General features: G+C 39.5%; 20 protein-coding genes and 1 pseudogene. 19 read left to right on the top strand and 2 right to left on the bottom strand.

Annotated elements, in window-relative coordinates:
• Positions 1-44 precede the first annotated feature (44 nt).
• The 4 genes from JOC95_RS09470 (at position 45) to JOC95_RS09455 (ending at position 3,459) form a co-directional block, all read left to right on the top strand.
• Positions 45-338, top strand: a complete 294-nt coding sequence (locus JOC95_RS09470; RefSeq protein ID WP_419096234.1) for a PadR family transcriptional regulator — start codon at positions 45-47, stop codon at positions 336-338.
• Complete coding sequence (locus JOC95_RS09465) at positions 335-1,525, top strand: DUF2812 domain-containing protein (RefSeq protein WP_204415462.1); 1,191 nt, start codon at positions 335-337, stop codon at positions 1,523-1,525. The genes JOC95_RS09470 and JOC95_RS09465 overlap by 4 nt, the downstream gene beginning before the upstream one ends.
• Before the next feature lie 283 nt (positions 1,526-1,808).
• Positions 1,809-2,768, top strand: coding sequence for a tRNA dihydrouridine synthase (locus JOC95_RS09460; protein WP_204415459.1), 960 nt, complete (start codon positions 1,809-1,811; stop codon positions 2,766-2,768).
• Positions 2,769-2,901: 133 nt separating this feature from the next.
• Entirely contained in the window at positions 2,902-3,459 is a 558-nt protein-coding gene (locus JOC95_RS09455; protein ID WP_239582800.1) for a hypothetical protein, read from the top strand.
• Positions 3,460-3,488: 29 nt separating this feature from the next.
• Here the strand turns inward: JOC95_RS09455 and JOC95_RS09450 are convergent, their stop codons facing one another.
• Positions 3,489-3,854: a hypothetical protein gene (locus JOC95_RS09450; RefSeq protein WP_204415457.1), complete on the bottom strand. Its 366-nt coding sequence runs from the start codon at positions 3,852-3,854 to the stop codon at positions 3,489-3,491.
• 288 nt (positions 3,855-4,142) lie between these two features.
• Here JOC95_RS09450 and JOC95_RS09445 point away from each other — a divergent pair, with 288 nt between their 5' ends.
• The 4 genes from JOC95_RS09445 (at position 4,143) to JOC95_RS09430 (ending at position 6,205) form a co-directional block, all read left to right on the top strand.
• The gene (locus JOC95_RS09445) at positions 4,143-4,322 is read left to right on the top strand and encodes a hypothetical protein (protein WP_204415455.1); all 180 of its coding nucleotides are present in this window, start codon (positions 4,143-4,145) and stop codon (positions 4,320-4,322) included.
• A 318-nt stretch (positions 4,323-4,640) separates the two neighbouring features.
• A complete protein-coding gene (locus JOC95_RS09440) occupies positions 4,641-5,357 on the top strand; it encodes an NAD(P)H-dependent oxidoreductase (protein WP_204415453.1) in 717 nt (238 codons plus the stop codon).
• A 61-nt stretch (positions 5,358-5,418) separates the two neighbouring features.
• Positions 5,419-5,748 carry a winged helix-turn-helix transcriptional regulator gene (locus JOC95_RS09435; protein ID WP_204415451.1) on the top strand — a complete coding sequence of 110 codons (330 nt, stop codon included), beginning with the start codon at positions 5,419-5,421 and terminating at the stop codon, positions 5,746-5,748.
• Between the two features lie 199 nt (positions 5,749-5,947).
• Positions 5,948-6,205, top strand: coding sequence for a hypothetical protein (locus JOC95_RS09430; protein ID WP_204415450.1), 258 nt, complete (start codon positions 5,948-5,950; stop codon positions 6,203-6,205).
• 255 nt (positions 6,206-6,460) lie between these two features.
• On the opposite strand, the gene JOC95_RS09425 is transcribed toward JOC95_RS09430, so the two are convergent.
• Positions 6,461-6,928: a hypothetical protein gene (locus JOC95_RS09425; RefSeq protein ID WP_204415449.1), complete on the bottom strand. Its 468-nt coding sequence runs from the start codon at positions 6,926-6,928 to the stop codon at positions 6,461-6,463.
• A 235-nt stretch (positions 6,929-7,163) separates the two neighbouring features.
• On the opposite strand from JOC95_RS09425, the gene JOC95_RS09420 reads away from it, so the two are divergent.
• The 11 genes and pseudogenes from JOC95_RS09420 to JOC95_RS09375 all read left to right on the top strand — a co-directional run bounded on the left by JOC95_RS09420 (position 7,164) and on the right by JOC95_RS09375 (position 18,946).
• Positions 7,164-7,931, top strand: a complete 768-nt coding sequence (locus JOC95_RS09420; RefSeq protein WP_204415448.1) for an enhanced serine sensitivity protein SseB C-terminal domain-containing protein — start codon at positions 7,164-7,166, stop codon at positions 7,929-7,931.
• A 14-nt stretch (positions 7,932-7,945) separates the two neighbouring features.
• Positions 7,946-9,157 carry a DNA/RNA non-specific endonuclease gene (locus tag JOC95_RS21620; RefSeq protein WP_338083078.1) on the top strand — a complete coding sequence of 404 codons (1,212 nt, stop codon included), beginning with the start codon at positions 7,946-7,948 and terminating at the stop codon, positions 9,155-9,157.
• Positions 9,158-9,162: 5 nt separating this feature from the next.
• Positions 9,163-9,642 (top strand): immunity protein YezG family protein, encoded by a 480-nt coding sequence (locus JOC95_RS09410; protein ID WP_204415447.1) that lies wholly within the window; start codon positions 9,163-9,165, stop codon positions 9,640-9,642.
• Between the two features lie 471 nt (positions 9,643-10,113).
• The gene (locus JOC95_RS09405; protein WP_204415446.1) at positions 10,114-10,701 is read left to right on the top strand and encodes a Crp/Fnr family transcriptional regulator; all 588 of its coding nucleotides are present in this window, start codon (positions 10,114-10,116) and stop codon (positions 10,699-10,701) included.
• A gap of 417 nt (positions 10,702-11,118) precedes the next feature.
• Complete coding sequence (locus tag JOC95_RS09400) at positions 11,119-12,090, top strand: NAD(P)-dependent alcohol dehydrogenase (protein ID WP_204415445.1); 972 nt, start codon at positions 11,119-11,121, stop codon at positions 12,088-12,090.
• Between the two features lie 102 nt (positions 12,091-12,192).
• Complete coding sequence (locus tag JOC95_RS21405) at positions 12,193-12,771, top strand: ABC transporter permease (RefSeq protein ID WP_239582799.1); 579 nt, start codon at positions 12,193-12,195, stop codon at positions 12,769-12,771.
• A 74-nt stretch (positions 12,772-12,845) separates the two neighbouring features.
• Positions 12,846-13,169, top strand: a complete 324-nt coding sequence (locus JOC95_RS21400) for an ABC transporter permease (protein WP_239582798.1) — start codon at positions 12,846-12,848, stop codon at positions 13,167-13,169.
• Positions 13,170-13,611: 442 nt separating this feature from the next.
• A pseudogene (locus JOC95_RS09390) lies at positions 13,612-13,716 on the top strand (MBL fold metallo-hydrolase); the annotation flags it as partial.
• Between the two features lie 335 nt (positions 13,717-14,051).
• Complete coding sequence (locus tag JOC95_RS09385) at positions 14,052-15,128, top strand: hypothetical protein (protein ID WP_204415444.1); 1,077 nt, start codon at positions 14,052-14,054, stop codon at positions 15,126-15,128.
• 1 nt (position 15,129) lies between these two features.
• Positions 15,130-17,175, top strand: a complete 2,046-nt coding sequence (locus JOC95_RS09380; protein WP_204415442.1) for an McrB family protein — start codon at positions 15,130-15,132, stop codon at positions 17,173-17,175.
• A complete protein-coding gene (locus JOC95_RS09375) occupies positions 17,159-18,946 on the top strand; it encodes a DUF2357 domain-containing protein (protein ID WP_204415440.1) in 1,788 nt (595 codons plus the stop codon). The genes JOC95_RS09380 and JOC95_RS09375 overlap by 17 nt, the downstream gene beginning before the upstream one ends.
• Positions 18,947-19,067 lie beyond the last annotated feature (121 nt).

Raw genomic sequence — 19,067 nt, 5'->3', positions numbered from 1 at the left:
TGACAGGATTGGATCTTTCAAAAGTGATAAAAAAATACATACCCATGACAGAAACGGCATTCTACATTTTGCTGTCATTGACGGAGCCTCGGCATGGCTATGGGATCATCAAGCATGTGGAGGAGATCTCCAATGGCCGAATCCGTTTGGGCTCGGGCACGATCTACGGAACGCTCACAAAAATGCAGAAGGATGGAGTCATCACGGTGTTTGCGGATGCGGAGCGGAAGACGGTGTATGAGATCACCGATAGCGGCAAGGCTTTGATTACCTCAGAAATCGAGAGGCTGAAGGAGCTTCACGGAAATGCATTGAAGTACGAGGGGGAATTTTTATGAAAACTCACATCAAACCATTATGGAGCTACGATGTGCAGAAGACAGAGCAATGGCTTACCGAGCAGGCAAAGGCAGGCTACCATCTTCAGGAGTTGCACCGATTCAAGCGGGGTTTCACTTTTATCAAGGGAGAAGCGAAGGACGTTACATACCGGATAGGCTATGATAAAATCCAGACCACAACCCTTTCCCAAACATTGCGCAAAGAGGGCTGGGAAAAAGTCACCCAAAGCGGCAAGTGGTATGTGATCGCAAACGAAAGACCACGGGCAGAAGTGACCGCAAGCACCAGTCGCGATGGCATCATCAAGCGAAATAACTATATCATGTACACATTCATTGCCCTACTCATCTACTTTACATGTGCAGCGCTCGTGAATGTGGCCGTATTCTCCACCGACTTTTTCTCGGATGGCGAAGTGAAAGTCGTGGAGAGCCCCTACTGGATCATCACCTATATCGTCGCGGCACTGGCAACCGCCTTCTATATTTTCATGGTCTATTCCGTCCTGAAGATAATGAATACAAATAAAGCCCTATCGGCCGAGAATCAAGCATCTTTTACAGGGCATCATTCATCGCTAAAGAAAAACCTTACCAAAGCAGAAGAAAAACAACTAAAACGCGAAGGCCTCCTCATCAAGCGCTATAAGTTCGGATGGATGTACTCCCCGGATAAACTCGAGCAATGGCTGGAGAGAATGGCAGCAGAAGGAAACCGCCTCCACCGTGTACACAAGCTAGGCACTATCTTTTACTTCCAAAAGGGTGAACCGCAAAAGATCAAGTTCAGTGCAGACTACCAAAACCTCTCGAACGACAGCTATTTCGAGATTCATAGACAGGCAGGCTGGATGGATGAGTACCGCTCGGGATCAGCCCTGCAAAAATGGACCATCTGGAGCAAGCCATACGAAGAAGGTGAAACAGCACCAACGATGTACAGCGACAAAACCCATAAGCTCAAACATGCCAGGAAAGTTGCCTTTTCCTATACCATGCTATTTTTGCCTCTTGTCCTTTTGTATCTCTTTATTGTCAGCATGAACATAGGCTATATGTTAAGTATTGAGGAAGGGTCGACTGTACTTAATAAGAATACGATTATGTTTTTCTTGTGTATCATGATGTTTGGGACATTCATTGCGCGGAGCTGGATGTATTATTTTAGGTTGAGGAGGGCGTGAGCGTACATTTTCATGGGCAGCCCTTACTACTAAATAGATTCCTGTAAAAGTTAAGAGATTAACGATTGCAGGTTTTTTTATATTGAATCATTTTCCATCTCTTTTTTGTTGATAAAAATACCATTCAGGACCGATTTTCGTTAAAATAAACATTGTCCTTTTGCACAAATGATAAATGTCCAAGTTGTGTTTGATAATAAGTAACGAAGCATGATATAAAAGTAAAAGAATAATTTTTGACCAATAATTAGAGTTGTACCAATAGAGAGGAATTGAGTTTGACATGAAAGGAAATTTTTGGCGTGACCTGCCGCGACCGTTTTTTGTACTGGCACCGATGGAGGATGTGACAGATGTAGTGTTCCGTCACGTTGTGAGTGAAGCCGGACGGCCGGATGTATTTTTCACAGAGTTTACAAACTCGGATAGCTATTGTCATCCAGAAGGAATCAAAAGTGTGCGTGGCCGTTTGACTTTTACAGAGGATGAACAGCCGATTGTGGCACATATTTGGGGCGATAACCCAGAGTATTTCCGTCAGATGAGCGTTGGCATGGCGGAGCTTGGATTTAAAGGCATCGATATCAATATGGGCTGCCCTGTACCGAACGTCGCAACAAGAGGAAAGGGGAGCGGACTTATCCTGCGTCCGGACATAGCGGCAGAGCTCATTCAAGCGGCAAAAGCGGGCGGTCTGCCTGTCAGCGTTAAAACACGACTTGGCTTTACGGAAGTAGATGAGTGGGAGGAGTGGCTCGGGCATATTTTGAAACAGGATATTGCGAACCTTTCCATCCATTTGCGTACAAGAAAAGAAATGAGCGAAGTACCGGCACATTGGGAGCTCATTCCGGAAATCAAAAAACTACGCGACCGCATCGCACCAGATACACTCATAACCATCAATGGAGATATTCCAGACCGTCAAGTTGGGCTAGAGCTTGCTGAAAAATATGGAATCGATGGCGTCATGATTGGGCGAGGCATCTTCAAGAATCCATTCGCTTTTGAAAAAGAGCCAAGGGAGCATACGAGCAAAGAATACCTTGACCTCCTAAGACTGCAGCTTGATCTCCAAGATCAATATGCCGAAGAAGTGCCGCGATCCTTATCAGGGCTTCACCGCTTCTTCAAAATCTATGTCAAAGGTTTCCGTGGAGCTGCTGAATTACGAAATCAACTCATGACCACAAAGTCGACGGATGAAGTGCGGGCTTTGCTTGATGGGTTTGAAATAGAATAAGGTTGCATGTTAATAAACACAAAAAAATTCGGAGTTAGTTTCCATAAAAACAGATGTCCTAGTCTGCTACACACCTCGTAAAGGCTGTGATGAATGTTGAAAAATATTTGGACGGAAGGGTGTGGACCACTATTTGAATAACAAGATGATGCTAGAAGCAGAAACCAAGATTGCGGGAACCGAAAAGACAATGCTGGATTTTTGGAAGTGGGGATTTTCGAATATATTAACCAATAACCTAAGGGGTATTTTTGCTGAATATATAGTGGGTTCAGCTCTCGGCGTTGTAAATCAATCGCGCATTGAATGGGACGCTTTTGATTTAGTTTACAAGGGTAAAAAAATTGAAGTGAAGTCATCTGCATATATTCAGTCCTGGCACACCGATAGATTCTCTAAGGTTAGATTCGATATAGGTGAGAAAAAAGAATACTATTATGAGACATACACTTACAGCGATGAGCCAAAAAGACATGCTGACCTATATGTTTTTTGCTTATTAAAAGAGAAAGATGTAAAGTTGATTAACCCAATAGACATGACTCAATGGGAGTTTTACGTGGTACTTACAAAAGAGTTAGATCAACATTTTCCTAAACAAAAATCAATATCCTTATCTTCACTGAATAAAACAACGCAGCCGAGTAACTATGAACAAATAAAGATAATGGTAGATGAATTATGCATCTAGCTGAAAACACATATCAGAGATGTTCAGGGTTAATTTCCATCAAGCTGATTCATCGCTTCATCAGCCAGCTCCATTGCTCTGATCCGTCTTTCTAAAAGTGTTCTTTGCGGGCTGCCCGGTTTTGCTTTGTCAAAACTGTTGTGAAGCGATGGGAATAAACCAGTCAACACAAGGCGGGCTTCTGCAATTTCTTCATCAGTATAAGGATGAGGTGTTTGATTCCATGCGGTCTCAAGCATAGCCAAGCCGACTTGAAGCGCTTTGAGTCGTTTAGTCAGCAAGGTAGTATTCGAGCCTTGTAGCGACATTTTAGTTAAGGCGTTTTCGCATTTGCGGATGGTGGATTGGAAGGCTTTGATGGATTGCGATCTTACTTCATTTGATATGTTTTCCATGTAATGCTGACCTCACTTTGCATTGATTTTGGACCCATGACCTAAGAATACCATTCTACACTACTTAGATAAGTAAATGCCCAATAAAATAATGTTTCATCAAACCCCGACAATCCCTTCTAAAAAGGGTCGTCGGGGTTTTTATTTTGTGAATAGGTCCCACTACTTTAACTGGGCCATCGTACCTGTCCCCGAATAATACAAGGTTCAATTAACATATTGTGTAAAAAAGGGTTTTTGATTTCTCGTAATTGGCGTTGGAAGCTTCTATAAAGGGGCTGGTTGGTTTTGAGGAGGCATAAACATCTACATTTGATTGTATTTTTGGCCATGTTATTAGTGGTCATGCTGATCGTTAATGTCATTCTTCACGTGAGAATTTATGTGGTGTATAGCTCGGGTGTCGGGCCGTTTTTCTTTACAGGGTTGATTATTTTAACGATGGTTGCGCTGTATTTTAAACGCTAGGGGGAAGGACTATGCATCAGGTACCTCGCCCCAGCATGATGGCGACTCAGATTATTCTAAGAAAGTTATTTTTAAACAAATGTTTGTTTAAATTCAAATTTTACATTGTAATGGATGGGTTTTTGGGGATTCGGGATTATTCAACAATCTTCGAAGATATATTAGAAAAGGAAGCGGGAGAACCGTCCCCCTGCTTCGTGGCAGTCATCCGGAAACCAGTGGTAACCAATCAGTAACCCAGCAACCTGAAAGTGCCTAATTGTCAGCATCTCCCTAATCATTTATCGTTAAGCTATCAATGATCAGGGGGAAAAATACATGAATATCTTGATAGTCTATGCCCATCCAGAGCCAACATCCTTAAATGGCAGTCTGAAGGAATTTGCCTGCTCTCTACTTAGATCTCAGGGACATAACGTACGGATTTCGGATTTATATGAAATGAATTTCAATGCCATAGCGGACGGAAATGATTTTAGGGAGAGGAAAAATCCCGACCAATTAAATTATTTATCGGAACAGATGAATGCTTCCAAGAATAAGTCGTTTTCAGAAGACATCCTGCTTGAACAGGAAAAATTGGAGTGGGCCGACTTCGTCATTTTCCAGTTTCCGATTTGGTGGACAGAGGCACCGGCCATCTTGAAGGGCTGGTTTGATCGAGTTTTCGCATTTGGCTTTGCCTATGGCCCCGGTGCTTATGACAAAGGTAATCTAAGAGGGAAAAGGGCAATGCTCTCTGTGACGCATGGTGCTCCCAACATGAACAACTATGGGGAATATGGATTGAAGGGAAAATTAGAGGAACGATTATTTAATATTCAGCATGAAAAACTATATTTTAGTGGCATGGATGTATTAGAACCTTTTCTCTTTCCTTCCTCAGCTCCATTGGAAATTAGAGATGCCTACTTTGAACAATATAAAAAAAGGTTACTCCACATATTTGAAGAACCAACGATACCGTTCCATCCCCTTTCCCATTATCAGCATGGTCAACTTGTTGATGAATTTCGAAAGGATCAACCTATGTAACATCGTGTTAAAATTATAAAAATATGGTATTATTTCTTTATTCTTTCCCTATGGAGGATATATGGAAAATACGAATATTTGTCCAGTTGATTATGTGGTAGATCTAATTAGCGGAAAATGGAAGGTTTTAATCATCTGGAATCTCAAATTTGGCAAAAAGCGATTCGGACAGCTGCAAAGGATCCTGACAGGTATCAGCAAGAAAGTGTTAAGCCAGCATTTAAAAGAATTAGAGAACAGTGGACTAATCATACGGACGGTCATTCCTTCCATTCCTGTACAGGTGGAATATTCCTTAACGGAAAGAGGGATGGAGCTATCTGCGATTCTTGAAGAGATCAATCAATTTGGAGCCATACTGCTAAAAGGACCAACTGTTCCGAAAAGTTAGGGAGGGTTCCGGCTGCTTCAAGGGTCTGGAGTATATATTGTATAAATTCGATAAAGCATCGGGAGCCGTTCCTGATGCTTTTATACGTCTACACCCCCAAAAGGGTTTCTTACTTTAATATAGAATAGTTTACTTATAACCAAATATTGTGTGATTACGGTATTAAGTAATAGGTCAGGTTGTGTAGGGGGGAAGGATTATGAATAGGTTAGTGGGAGTCTTTTTATTTACTTTGTTTAGTTATTTACTATGGTTGTATCTCGCATCTAATCACTCTACTCCTGATGATTGGTGGACTGTAAAATATATAAGAGAAACCCATACAGAAGACAACGATATTAAAGTGATTCCACATCATTTTTCAACATCGTCAATAAAGGTCTTAATCGGTTCAGGGGTTTTTATATTGTTAGGAACTTTGCTTTCAATCTTTGTTAGAGAAAAAACAAAAAACTGAATCTAATCGATAAATGAACATAATTCAGACTGGAAACTATTCGAAAACTGACCATTTTCTCATTGGAAAATCAATACATCGATCTTCCTCTATAAGCGGAGCGATAATTGTAGTACAGTGATTTAAGCATTATGGCATTAAATTAGTTATTCCATTAAAGGGCGCATTAAATAAACAACTGGGACAACGTACCCGTCCCCGTATGTGACATAAGAAAAGAAGAGTCACCCTTCCAATAGAAAAGGTGACTCTTCTTTAAATTGCCTTTTTATGATTGCTCACGTATTTCTTTAACTGTAGGTAGATTTCATCTTGGTGTTTCGATGTTAGAACATAGTAGGTAAGGGCATGCTGTTTTTCCTGTCCGTTATAGATAATAGTGAAGGCTGGTGTTTTGATTCCCAGAATACCTGTTGGGATATTGGTATCGACCTGTACTTTATTGATGCTCTTCCGTGGAATTTCCACGCTGTTGATGCGCAACTTTTCGGCATCATAGGAGAACATCGTTGGATCTTTAATGACGGTATAGGCGTATACCACTAGCAGTCTTCCAAAATAGGAAACCCCGATCACGGCCGTCGCTATATAGAATATCCTTCTAGGAAGCGTGGCATCAGAGTAGATTCCTTCATATATCAGAAATGCCGCCACCAGCACAAAACCTAAAGCGATGGCAAAACGCCCAAGGGCTACAGACTTGCGGTATTTTATGATTTTCATAGATTTCCCTCACATGATTTTATAGGTGTCAAAATGGTAAGTAAGACCGTTGCCCTCCCTCTTTTACTTCCCGATTCCTTCCTGTTTATAGCCACTTTTTAAGAATCACAATAAAAGTATGGGGCATCAATGTGAGTTTTTCTCTAATTTGACACAAAACGACAATATTCTATTCCAGGACCTTCTATAATATTGGAAAAGAGTTGGAAGTGTAGGAGGTGTGAAGTAGATAACCATGAAAAAGAATGAATATCATGACCCCTTTGATTCTATTATGGCAAAAGCCATCGATGACCCAGCCAGCCGCTATCATTTTTACAAAGCTTTGCTGGATCAGGAAGTAGTTGTTATCGGGACGGTTTCCGATGATGAAGAGACACTGAATCTAAAATATATCGAAATGGAAGAGGAACTCATTCTCCCTATATTTACTAGCATTGACAAGTTTCAAGCCATACTGAAGTCAAACTACCCTTACATACAAATACCGGCTAACATGCTTCTGGAAATGGTAGAAACAGATATCCCATGGGTGCTGAATCCGGGATTCGAACCTAGCAAGAAAATGATTAAAGAAGAACTGGAGACACTGAAGGACGGCAGGATCTTACACTATTTCTTTGATCAGCTCCCTGAAAAAGAAAAAGAAAGCCTACTGACGGAACAGATGATATACCTTCCGGAGCAATCTATGGAGGTTTTGTGTGAAAATCTAAGAGGATACAAGGCTATCAAAAAAGCATATCTTACCCATTTGTTTCATCCTTCCTTCGCCGGGCAGTCCTTCCCGCTGCTGGCGCTGGAGCTGGATGAGAATAATCAGGAGGTTACAGAGCTTGTTCAGACCCTATATGATGTCTTAGATCAACAGCTCCAGCTCCCTATAAAAATCGAACTGATTGTCCTGGATGAGATGGCCCCACTGGCAAACTCCATAGTTCAACACAACAGGCCGTTTTATATCCGGGAAACATTAATTGATCTCAGGTCCATGTTTGACTAGATGGAGGTAATGCCGTGTCAAAAATAGAAATAAAGATCAATCATACGAAATCTGTAAATAAACAAATCAAGCAGCTATCCTCCAACCTGACCGTTTCAAGGGTTTCCCTATCAATGATCCGAAATCATATAGATAGCCAAGTGGCACATCGCAGGAGCATAGGACCCCGGCTAAACGAAGTGGTAACGAGGATAAATGCTTCTGAAAAAAGGCTGCAGGACCTTTATCAATGTATCGACCACTCCTTGGACCTTTACGTAAAAGCGGAAAAGAGAGTGCAGTCGCTGAAACTGGATGAGGTAGAAAAGAAGTCAGTCTGGGACACCGTAAAAGATTCGATTAAAGGATTCGGCAAAGGTCTCGGTACTGCAGTGGTCTCCACAGTCGAAGGAATCTGGCACGCCTTCACCCACCCGGTCGAAACCATCAAAGGTACCATCCACGTCGTCACCCATCCTGTAGAAACCGGCAAAGCCATATGGAAAGCCATCTCCGACTCCTGGAAAAAAGATGTCGTAAACGGAGATGCCGAAAGTCGCTCGGAATGGTTTGGTCGGGGCTTTGGGGAAGTTGCACTTGCAATTGTCGGGACGAAGGGTGTGGATAAGGGTGTAAAGCTTTTGAGAGGGTCGGAGATTTTACAAAATGAAATTGGGGCAGTGAGGATTGGTAGGGAAAGTAGTGATAAGATAGAAGGTAAGGGTAATGATAATAGTGTTAACGTAGTTAAAGAAATTGACTTTGGAAAGCACATAATAAAGGGCGAAAATGGTAAGAAACAACTAATACCAAATACTATGTATATAACTAATGATAATTACAAATATACAACAGATGGACTTCGGCGTATTGTAAATGTGGAAGCTGCTGAACTTATAATGAAAAAGGCTGAAAGAAATAAATATGCACAAGCAAACGTAGGGGGAATAGACAGATTACCAGATGATGATGGTGGACATTTGATAGGAGCGCAATTTAATGGCCCTTCTGATATTGATAATCTTGTACCCCAGAACAGTCAGATAAATAGGAAGGGTGGAGTTTGGTACGAAATGGAGACTGAGTGGGCTAATGCATTGAAAGAGATACCGCCCAAGAAAGTTTCTGTTAATATTGAACCAATTTATTCTAATAATTCAATACGACCAGATTCCTTTTTAATTGAATATGAAATTGAAGGTGAATTTCCAGTGATTCGTGAAATTGCAAATAGATCAGGAGGCTGATAGTAATGAGTTTTGAAATAGAGTTAAACAAGATATACAATGAAATCGCTCAACAGGTTAATAATATGATTCCGATTGAATGGGATAACTTCTATTTTAATGGCGAAATTAAGGGAGAAGAAGGAGGAGTTTTCTTCTTTTTCACGCCCAAAGATGAGGTCAAACATGTTTTTTCTCATTATATTCCCAAATTATATAATGTAGACAAGAGGGCTTACAATAAAGAGCTTCATAAGTTATTTGGTCTAACAGTTGAGCTCCAAAAAGTTTTTACTGACAATGACCAAGAACCTTGGTTTTCAGTGACATTATTAGTTAATGATGCGGGGAAATTAAATGTACATTTTGATTATACAGATTGGCATGAAAGTGAATTTGGTCCAACGGCTAGAATAAAATATTTTGAATATAAATTTATAACAAAAAACAAACAACAACAAGATTTAGATTTAATAAACAGAATGAAACAATTTGAAGAAGTTTAGAATCATTACTTACTTATAGTATATGAAAATACTAGACTAGCTGCCTGTGCTTTTGAAGGAGGTTAATAGTTTAGATTTAAAAAGCCTGTTCAGAAATCTTATATATATATCAAGGTTTCTGAACAGGCTTATTTCTTATTTCCTATAAATTTTCATTATGTTAACTAAACATATTAAGAAATACGATAACCTTATTCCTCTACCAGGAGAAAATACAGAAGATTGTTATGACATGCTATGCCATTAATATTATCTTGATATCGAGACAACATACCCGTCTCCGAATAATAAAGCTAAACAGATTGTGAAATTAAGAAAAGAAGAGTCACCTCTCCCATAGAAAAGGTGACTCTTCTTTAAATTGCCTTTTTATGATTGCGTACATATAAGGCTTAGATAAATTTTAATTAAATAAGAATACATACGAATTAAAATGATAAAATAGAAGTAAAAAATGGAAAGGATTGTAAAATGAAGGAGATACTTTTAAAGTATATGACTCAATTTACCTCTCTCAACGAAGAAGAACAAAGAGCGGTTTCTGAATCTGTTCGAATCGGGGAGTATCAAAAAGGTGCATATCTTCTTAGACAAGGAGATCACCATGATATTAAATGTTATTTTGTATTAAAGGGATGTGTACGGCAATTTTTTGTAGATGAATCAGGGAAAGAGGTTACATCAAATTTCTTTACTGAAGAGCAAGCAATTCCAGTTTTCAATGATCTAGCAAAAGAAGAGTTATCTAATTATTCTTTCGTTTGCTTAGAAGACTCCATATTGGTGGTTGGTGAACTTGATTCAGAACAGGTGATGTATAACAAATACTCACAATTGGAAACTATGACCCGCAAAATGATGGAGATTAACTTTAGTGAAGTACAAAACGAATTCGCCGAATTTATAAAATCTACTCCTGAAGAGCGGTACAGATCAATAATAAAGAAACGTCCTCAGCTTGTTAACCGTGTGCCTCAGCATCAATTGGCAAGTTTTCTTGGAATGACTCCTGAGTCGTTAAGCAGAATAAAGAAACGTATGAATAAGGAGTTCATCTAGTAGGAAGTCTATCCGTTCTTTTTGTAGCTATACTTTTATTTTGTAAACTTAGGAAGTTGGTAAATAAAGATCAGTGACCCACATATGCCTTATCGAATTAGCGATGAGGAATTGCAACTTAGGCAGCCAAAAAAGCAAACCGAGATTATACAAGTTTTTATTCATTTAAACTTGATGATCTTGGTTTTTTTTGCATGATCCAGTAAGAAAGCAGTTCAGTGTCATCCACATTTCGTTATCTTTCCGCCTCTATGCAACATCCACATTGTAATCACGCCTAAAAAAATCTCTAAAGTCTCTAGAAATTAACTTAAGTCAATGAATGGATTCAATTCACTTGTTACTATTAATTAAAGTTAAAAAAAGGAAATCTTATTAAAAAGGCCTTTTAATTTTATGAAAATTGGGGGAGTTTTTATGAAAGCTATAGTTTGTAATAAATATGGTTCACCCGATGTACTTGAATTGAAAGAGATAAACAAACCTATACCCACCGAGAATCAAGTATTGGTAAGAGTTCATGCTGCATCCTTGAACTTCAGTAATTTGGTTCTTTTAAAAGGCAAACCTTTCTTAGCTCGCTTTGCCTTCGGACTAACGAAACCAAAATACTCTGTTCCAGGAGGTGACATAGCTGGTACAGTTGAAGCTGTTGGTAAAGAGGTTAAGCTCTTTCAAGTAGGGGATGAAGTATTTGGTGACCTCTCTGGTTGTGGCTGGGGTGGTTTTGCTGAATATGTAACGGTCCCCGAACACGTTTTAGCATTAAAACCAACCAATATTTCCTTCGAGGAAGCTGCTGCGACCCCTATGGCAAGTGTGACTGCCTTACAGGGACTGCGTGATAAAGGTAAGATTAAATCGGGACAGAAGGTATTAATTCATGGGGCATCTGGTGGTGTCGGAACTTTCGCCGTACAAATTGCCAAATCATTCGGAGCTGAAGTAACAGGTGTATGTAGCACAAGAAATTTAGAGATATTGGATTCAATAGGAGCAGACCATATCATTGATTATACAAAAGAGGATTTCTCCCAAAATGAGGAACGATATGATTTGATTCTTGGTGTGAACGGATCTAATTCCATTTCAGCTTATATGCGTGCACTAAAATCCAATGGGAATTTCGTTCACGTAGGAGGTTCCGAATCCCAATATTTTCAGTCATTATTTCTTGGACCTTTTATTACAATGACTGATAGCAAGAAAATAAGGAACCTGTTGCAGAGAGCAAACCAAAAAGACCTGAATAATGTAAAAGAACTACTTGAGACTGGAAAAATAAAACCAATAATTGATAAACGATTTAAGTTAAGTGAAGTAGCTGAAGCATTCAAATATTTTCAGGAAGGGCACGCTCAAGGCAAAGTGGTAATTACTGTAATATGATACAGCGAGCCTTTTGATAAGAAAGAAGCATTGGGAGCCTATCCCGATGCAATTGAGTTATATTATGAGCATATTCCTGTTGAAGGAGAAACAGATGCGGACATGTATTGGATGCCACCTGAACTAAACTCGGACGATCTGGAGATACTTGCCGAGGTGCCGGGTGTAAAAGCGGTATTAGGGATCAATTATGGCTGGGGCACGATGGTCCACGGTGATCAGCAAGGGGAAATGCAAATCACTGGCGTGGGTGCTGACTATTTTTCAGCTAAAAATGTCCAGATTGAGGAAGGACGTGCCTTTTTAGCAAGGGATGTTGACGGGTTAAATCGTGTTGTCATGATTGATACAGTTGCAAGAGAGAAATTCTTTCAGCCGTCTGAAGCGGCTATCGGTGAAATTGTTGATATAAACGGAAATCCATACAAAGTCGTTGGGGTGTATGAATCATCCATTCCTGAGCAATATCGTCAGGAGGGGATGGGAGAAATGCTTATGCCACGGACGGTCATTTCGATGATGTTTGGCAACATGGAGATAGAAAGCTTATCCGTTATAGCGAGCGACCCGGAGAAGATCTCCGAAACAGGGCATCTGGCTGCTGAAACACTTACTGAAAAAAGAAGCTTGAAAATGGAATGTACAATATTTATGATCAATCTCAATATGAACAAGAAGTAAATACGGTTATCACCATTATGACATTAGTATGAAGCATTGCCGGCATTTCTCTCTTAGTTGGTGGGATCGGAGTAATGAACATCATGCTCGTCTCTGTAACGGAAAGAACGAGAGAAATCGGCCTTCGAAAAGCACTGGGGGCCACAAGGGGCAAAATCCTTCTGCAATTCTTGATTGAGTCAGCCCCCCTTACTTCATTAGGCGGGATGATAGGAATCGGTCTCGCTGCTGTAGGAACAATTACTGTCACAAATTTTGCTCCTATCACTGCGTCGGTTAGTCCATTAGTGGCGTTAATAGGTGTGGGATTCTCAGCATTTATAGGTGTCATATTTGGAATTCTTCCTGCGAACAAAGCCTCGAAGCTAAGTCCAATCGATGCCTTAAGATATGAATGATAGAAGTTTTAAATTTGTGTCATTTTCGGGTAGTTGTTGGTTAATGAGGATAACGCTTATTTTTGATAATAGATGGGTAAATAGGCTGACCTTAAATAATGATGGAGATTCGAATGATCTACAAAAAAGTTTTATAATTCTCAGTGCAATAAGCCGATTACCTGCAGGTGCAGATAATCGGCTTTATTATTTGAAAAAAGAAGTAGACGAGGCGAGCAACATCCCGAGCTGAAATCAGATTTCACAATCGGGGCGCCTGGAAAGTTTTGTTAGACTATTATTGATCACGAACGAGCACCATAAAAAAACTTCATGAGCATGCAAATTAGTCTAAAGAGGTATAGGTTAGTTATTAATTTTGTATCTAGCAAAATTCTTTGTAAGATTTCCCTAAACTATGATGAAAAAGTATAGGGAGCCGTTCCAGATGCTCTATTTGTCGAACCTCGGGGACCATGTACATCCGTTGCCTGCAGGTACAGGCATGAACGGTTGGCGCTGGATCCATACTCCCGGCCATTCACATGGGCATATTTCCTTGTTCCGTACAGGGAAGCTTCAATTGGTCGACAGCTAATACACAACAACACCGGTCATACTGAAGGAAGAGAACTCTGGGGTGGCGGAAGTGCATATAGGTGATTGTTGATAGGGGCAACCTCCTCTGACTAGTTCAGGGGAGGTTGTATAATGGTCGTAATCTAATAAAACAAAAGTCACACAAGAGGCAGTAAACATATCTGTCTCTTATTTTTTGTTGCCAATTTTAAGTAATTCTTCCTATGTCAAGCCTATAAATCAATTAATATTAATGTACAATTATGTAGAAAGATGTAATTTTTTATAAAATTTTGTAATTTTGACAGAAGAGGTGTATATAGGATGAAAAAGGAAAATTGGAGGAAGGTTTTTAGGACGATATCGGATGAGACTTTGGTTGAGTTAGTCAGGGCTTGGAGCTTGAATGTCAATGGGTTTCGAAATGTGACAAAGGACAATATTAAAGTGGCAAGAAAGTTGATTTTAACAGAAAGCCTAAAAGCCAAAAATTTAAAAATAATTAAATTGTTTTATAACATATGGGCTGAAAAGGAAGGCGAAGAGGAAAAAGGTGTTTGGGACTTTAGTATGGATGAGTTACTTAAGGAATATGTAGATGGGGAAGAGCTGCACTATATCCTCGGTGGCCTTTACTCCAGTGAAAAGGAAGAACATGAAGAAATGGCTGATAGATTTATAGAAGAGCTTTTCAGTAAGTATGAAGCGGATTCTTTGGAAGGTTTGATTTTGGAGAGGGAAGATGAAGAAAGTGCCCAGGAAGAGAAGCAGGTTGAAAACGAAGACGCAACTAGTGAGTTGGAAAAGAAGTATGAAAAGCTGGAGTTTAAAAATCAAAAGCTACAAAAGCAAGTGACTGATTGGGAGCTGCAGTATTCTACCTTAAAGAAGGAGTATAAAGCGGAAAAGCAGTCATGGGTCAAGGAAAAAAATCGAATTCAGCAGGATTTGGGATGTGAGAAATCAGCATTGGAGAAGAAGCTGGAGCAGTGTGAACCATTACTTGATGAAAACGCTAAGTTGAAAAGCGAAATGGATGCTCTAAAAGCTGAAATTGCTCATTTACACGCCAGTTTGTTGAACTCGCAAAAGGAAGTGGCTGCAACAGTTAAAAAAGAAGAAAAAGCAGAGGAATTGATACAAAGTGCAAGCAGGGTATTAGTTATAGGAGATCCGAAAAATAAATTGATTGAAAAATCGGAAAGTCCATTATTCTTGATTCTGGATCCAAATGACGCCTTGGAAGAAATCGAATGTCAGGAGTGTAATGAAATATGGATTATGGAATATTTAGTATCTCCGACAATCAAAAGAAGAATATCCAAAAAGTATAAAGAAAAGGTTAGAACATTTAAGGATTTTACTACGGTGAAAACGTACCTGGAGAAAGGGAGTAGATAAGATGAGCACAAAGATTTGGGAAAATGATTTAATTGGTGTACTTGAAATTCCGAGTTATGATGATATGCCTTATAGAGATTCCATATTTATCAATAAACAGGACAGCCTTCAATTTATTGTAAGGATCATCTCGCAGCCGCCGGAAAGTTTTCCGAATGTCAAAACAGTTACATGTTTTTATTCGGATCTTGAGCCATGGGGTTTCGAAGACGATTACCACCAGCCGGATTACATCCGCAAAGATAGACTTCGAGAGTGGCTGGATGACAGGCTGCTTGTATTTAAGGTGGAACGAAGGGTCAAATATAACCATGAAGAAGTATTCAATACCAAGGATGTTAGGGTCCTGCCAAAGCATCCAAGCTTTAACCAGGAACTAAGACTTATCCCGGTTCCGATTTTCAGTAGAGAATCCCATAGTATTGATGTTGACGAATTTGTATATCGACTTTCAAACAAAAAATTTGTAGGAAGAATTGATAACATATCACATGAATCGAATGACACCCCTTCCTTGATACTCTGGAGAGATGAGATAGAAGATGAAGAACAATATAAAGTGTTTGGGGAATTTGAACACCATCAATATGCATACGGAGGCTTTAGCTTCGGTCTAAGGGGTGAATTGAAAGCGATAGATTTCAAAGAACAATGGATGGATGAATGCTACTTCTGTAACGATGTAGAAGACTTGGTATATATTCCACTTTCAATCTATCAAGATATGACGGAAGCAATGGAGCTCGCCAAGTCTATAAGTGAAATTTCGCTGATTGAAAAAAATGAAACAAAAAATACACAAATAACTAATGAAGAACAGATGGTTCCTCAGTACCTAAAAGAAGAGGAAACAAAAACAAAGGTATTTGTTCAAGCCGAAAAGGAAGTTGCTGCTACGGTACAGGAAACAGGTCCTGCAACCCAATCGAAAAATCAATTGATTAATGAAGCGGAACAGGAATTTCTGGAGCTTTTTTATTCTCAAACCCAGGATTCCAGTTTGTCATATAAAATGGAGGATCTGATCAATTTTCATACTTCCATGAAATCCTCTTCGCTTGTCATCCTCTCCGGTATGAGCGGAACAGGTAAAAGTAAGCTGGTTGAGTTATACAGTCACTCTTTGGGATTAAAAGGAGAGCAGCAAACCGTCATTCCTGTGAGCCCTTCCTGGACCTCAGATACCGATTTAATCGGATATGCAGATACGATGCACATGGTGTATCGCCCTGGGGATTCCGGTCTTATTAATGCATTGAAAAAAGCGGAGGGGCAGCCGGATAAGCTGTTTTTAATCTGTTTTGACGAAATGAATTTAGCGAGAGTGGAGCACTATTTCTCCCAGTTCCTTTCTATCCTGGAAATGGAACAAGGGAAGAGAGTATTAAGATTATACAATGACGATCTTGAAAACAGACTTTACAACTCTGCGCAATATCCGCCTACAATCCTAATCCAGGACAACGTACTTTTTGTAGGAACAGTCAATGTGGATGAATCAACCTATCATTTCTCGGATAAGGTTTTAGATCGTTCGAATGTCATTACGCTGGAGGTGATGCCATTTAATCATTTGAAATCGTTACCGGAAAAGAAGAAGCATTTAACGACTCGTAAAGAGGAAATAGATTTTGATACCTATAAATCATTCAAGAAAGAAAATAGAGTAGTAGCTTTACAGGATGACGAGCTTGCATTGATGTGGGACTTGCATCAAGCATTACAGCGAGTGAACCGCCAGGTGGGAGTTGGTCCAAGGATTGTAAAGCATGTGGACCAATACCTGGAGAACTTGCCGATACAAACTTACTTAACCAGGGAAGAGGCACTTGACATCCAATTCGTTCAAAGAATCTTGACCAAGGTCAGAGGATCGGAAGAACAGTTGAAGGGCTTGCTTGGTACTTATACAAGAGAAGGAGAAGTGATTGACAGTGAGTTGATTTTACTTCTTGAGAAATATGAGCAGATATCCACCTTCACCAAAAGCAAGAAAGTGATCCAACAAAAAGCGAAAGAGCTGAAGCTGCATGGTTATACATTCTAAAGATCTGGATTTTTCTCTTGAGTTTATACAAAGCTTTAAGGATGGCGAACAGAAAAAGATTGCAGTTTTGCATTTCGTGGATGATATTCAAGACTGGGATGAAAGCCTCCTTACTTATTCTGTAATCAGAGAAAATGTGAATTTGCAATTATCCTTTGATGCAAACGATAGTGAAGCCACTTGTAGGATGGATGGATTTGATATTTTGCAAGATTCATTATTGAAATACGATGAGCGAAATGTCCCTTTCATTAATAGAGGGAAAATCCTTTTATTCCAACATCGTTCCGGAAATGAATACTATCCCTATATTCCAGGCATCTATTGTATTTCTGTAGTATCTAAAGGTGTAACGTACTATTCACTCGTCAAGGTTATTTCGAACCGTTTAACGGACAACCAGCTGGATTCCATGCGATATGAAGTAGAAAGCCAGTTAAAAGGTCTGGCATTGGATGTTGTAAGGAAACAGACCGTATTTCAAAATACGGAGGAAATTCAAATTGATAATTCCATATTCCAGAAATATAAGACATTGAATCATCATTTTAACGAAATTTCCACAATTATTGCAGATCTATCCAAACGAGTCCGATCTGCACTGAAAAAAGAATATCTGCTCCAGCCAATGGAGAAGCCTTCACATGTGGATTCAGTGTCTATTCGGTACCGTGTAAAGCACCCGGAAACAACAAATTACCTTATGACTAAGAAGAACAAAATCAATTATGACTTACCTGAAAATAGGCTATTGAAGAAAATTGTAATTAAATGGAACGGGATTCTTGCCGACTTCATTTTTCAGATTGATAATAATTTGGAAAAGCTTCAAGCAGATGGGGCAGACTTTTCTTCTTATACATCAATAGCCAGAAGAAAGACCCTAGTGGAGGAATTAGGGGGATACCGTCAAAGAGCTTCCCAAATGAAGGGAACTTTCAATCAATTAAGTGTAAGTCCATGGTATCGTAAAGTTTCTGATCTTGGCCCGATGGTTATCCCGAATGAAATGTATATCGATATCAGATACAGAAAAATACTGAAAATACACCAGTATCTGACATCCGAGGAATTCGATCTTTCCTTGCATCCCGGCTGGAGGTTCCATTGGAAGCGTACGGACCAATTATATGAGATCTGGAGTTTCTTTAAAGTGCTCCATCTAATTAAAGAAAATGGATTTTCAATTAGCCAGGCTCCAAGTTGGCTTTTCAATGGCCATGAACAAGCAGGTTTAATCGTTATTCCTACAATTCCTAAAGGGGCAATTTTTGAACTTCAGAAGGATGACCTAAGGCTTAACCTAGTATACGATGGGGAAATTCCAAAGGCACAATCTCGAACCAGCAAAGAAAAAGAGCCAATCTACACTACAAGTGACCATAATACACCCGATATAAGAGTGGATGCATATATTCGTGAAACCTTTATCGGAAGTATACTATTAGATTCTAAATACAGAAAAAAAGAAGTTCTGATGGATTCCAAGTACCAGTTAATCAGCTACGCAGACCATGTCCGATCTCCTTTTATCTATAACAAAAGAAGGTGGGAACGGATTCGTCCTGTTCACCGTGTGTTGGTTCTGTATCCCGATAAATGGGGACATAAAGGAATTGAACATTTGAATGATAAAAGTATTAGTTTGGTACCGTTGACGCCCGAAATGGATTTAGAGGATGTAAATTCTACTTTGAAGGATTTATTGAGTGGTCTTGTGTTGGATGCATTGGATGAAGGAGTTGAGTTGGAAGAGGAAAAAAAGATGTAATAATTAGGGGTCGTTCCTTTTGCTTTTTTTCTATCTTCCACACGAAGTTTCAATCATGAAACTACCTATTACCAAGTGACAATTTTACTATTAAAATGAAGATATTTAAATTTTTCCAAAA

This window comes from Sutcliffiella tianshenii (assembly GCF_016908565.1).
Lineage (GTDB): Bacteria > Bacillota > Bacilli > Bacillales > Bacillaceae_I > Sutcliffiella_A > Sutcliffiella_A tianshenii.
This window is presented reverse-complemented; position numbering and strand designations above follow the sequence as displayed.

Coding starts and splice junctions, on each gene's coding strand:
- JOC95_RS09470 (WP_419096234.1), top strand. CDS start 45: ATGACAGAAACGGCATTCTACATTTTGCTGTCATTGACGGAGCCTCGG.
- JOC95_RS09465 (WP_204415462.1), top strand. CDS start 335: ATGAAAACTCACATCAAACCATTATGGAGCTACGATGTGCAGAAGACA.
- JOC95_RS09460 (WP_204415459.1), top strand. CDS start 1,809: ATGAAAGGAAATTTTTGGCGTGACCTGCCGCGACCGTTTTTTGTACTG.
- JOC95_RS09450 (WP_204415457.1), bottom strand. CDS start 3,854: ATGGAAAACATATCAAATGAAGTAAGATCGCAATCCATCAAAGCCTTC.
- JOC95_RS09440 (WP_204415453.1), top strand. CDS start 4,641: ATGAATATCTTGATAGTCTATGCCCATCCAGAGCCAACATCCTTAAAT.
- JOC95_RS09435 (WP_204415451.1), top strand. CDS start 5,419: ATGGAAAATACGAATATTTGTCCAGTTGATTATGTGGTAGATCTAATT.
- JOC95_RS09430 (WP_204415450.1), top strand. CDS start 5,948: ATGAATAGGTTAGTGGGAGTCTTTTTATTTACTTTGTTTAGTTATTTA.
- JOC95_RS09425 (WP_204415449.1), bottom strand. CDS start 6,928: ATGAAAATCATAAAATACCGCAAGTCTGTAGCCCTTGGGCGTTTTGCC.
- JOC95_RS09420 (WP_204415448.1), top strand. CDS start 7,164: ATGAAAAAGAATGAATATCATGACCCCTTTGATTCTATTATGGCAAAA.
- JOC95_RS09410 (WP_204415447.1), top strand. CDS start 9,163: ATGAGTTTTGAAATAGAGTTAAACAAGATATACAATGAAATCGCTCAA.
- JOC95_RS09405 (WP_204415446.1), top strand. CDS start 10,114: ATGAAGGAGATACTTTTAAAGTATATGACTCAATTTACCTCTCTCAAC.
- JOC95_RS09400 (WP_204415445.1), top strand. CDS start 11,119: ATGAAAGCTATAGTTTGTAATAAATATGGTTCACCCGATGTACTTGAA.
- JOC95_RS21405 (WP_239582799.1), top strand. CDS start 12,193: ATGTATTGGATGCCACCTGAACTAAACTCGGACGATCTGGAGATACTT.
- JOC95_RS21400 (WP_239582798.1), top strand. CDS start 12,846: ATGAACATCATGCTCGTCTCTGTAACGGAAAGAACGAGAGAAATCGGC.
- JOC95_RS09385 (WP_204415444.1), top strand. CDS start 14,052: ATGAAAAAGGAAAATTGGAGGAAGGTTTTTAGGACGATATCGGATGAG.
- JOC95_RS09380 (WP_204415442.1), top strand. CDS start 15,130: ATGAGCACAAAGATTTGGGAAAATGATTTAATTGGTGTACTTGAAATT.
- JOC95_RS09375 (WP_204415440.1), top strand. CDS start 17,159: ATGGTTATACATTCTAAAGATCTGGATTTTTCTCTTGAGTTTATACAA.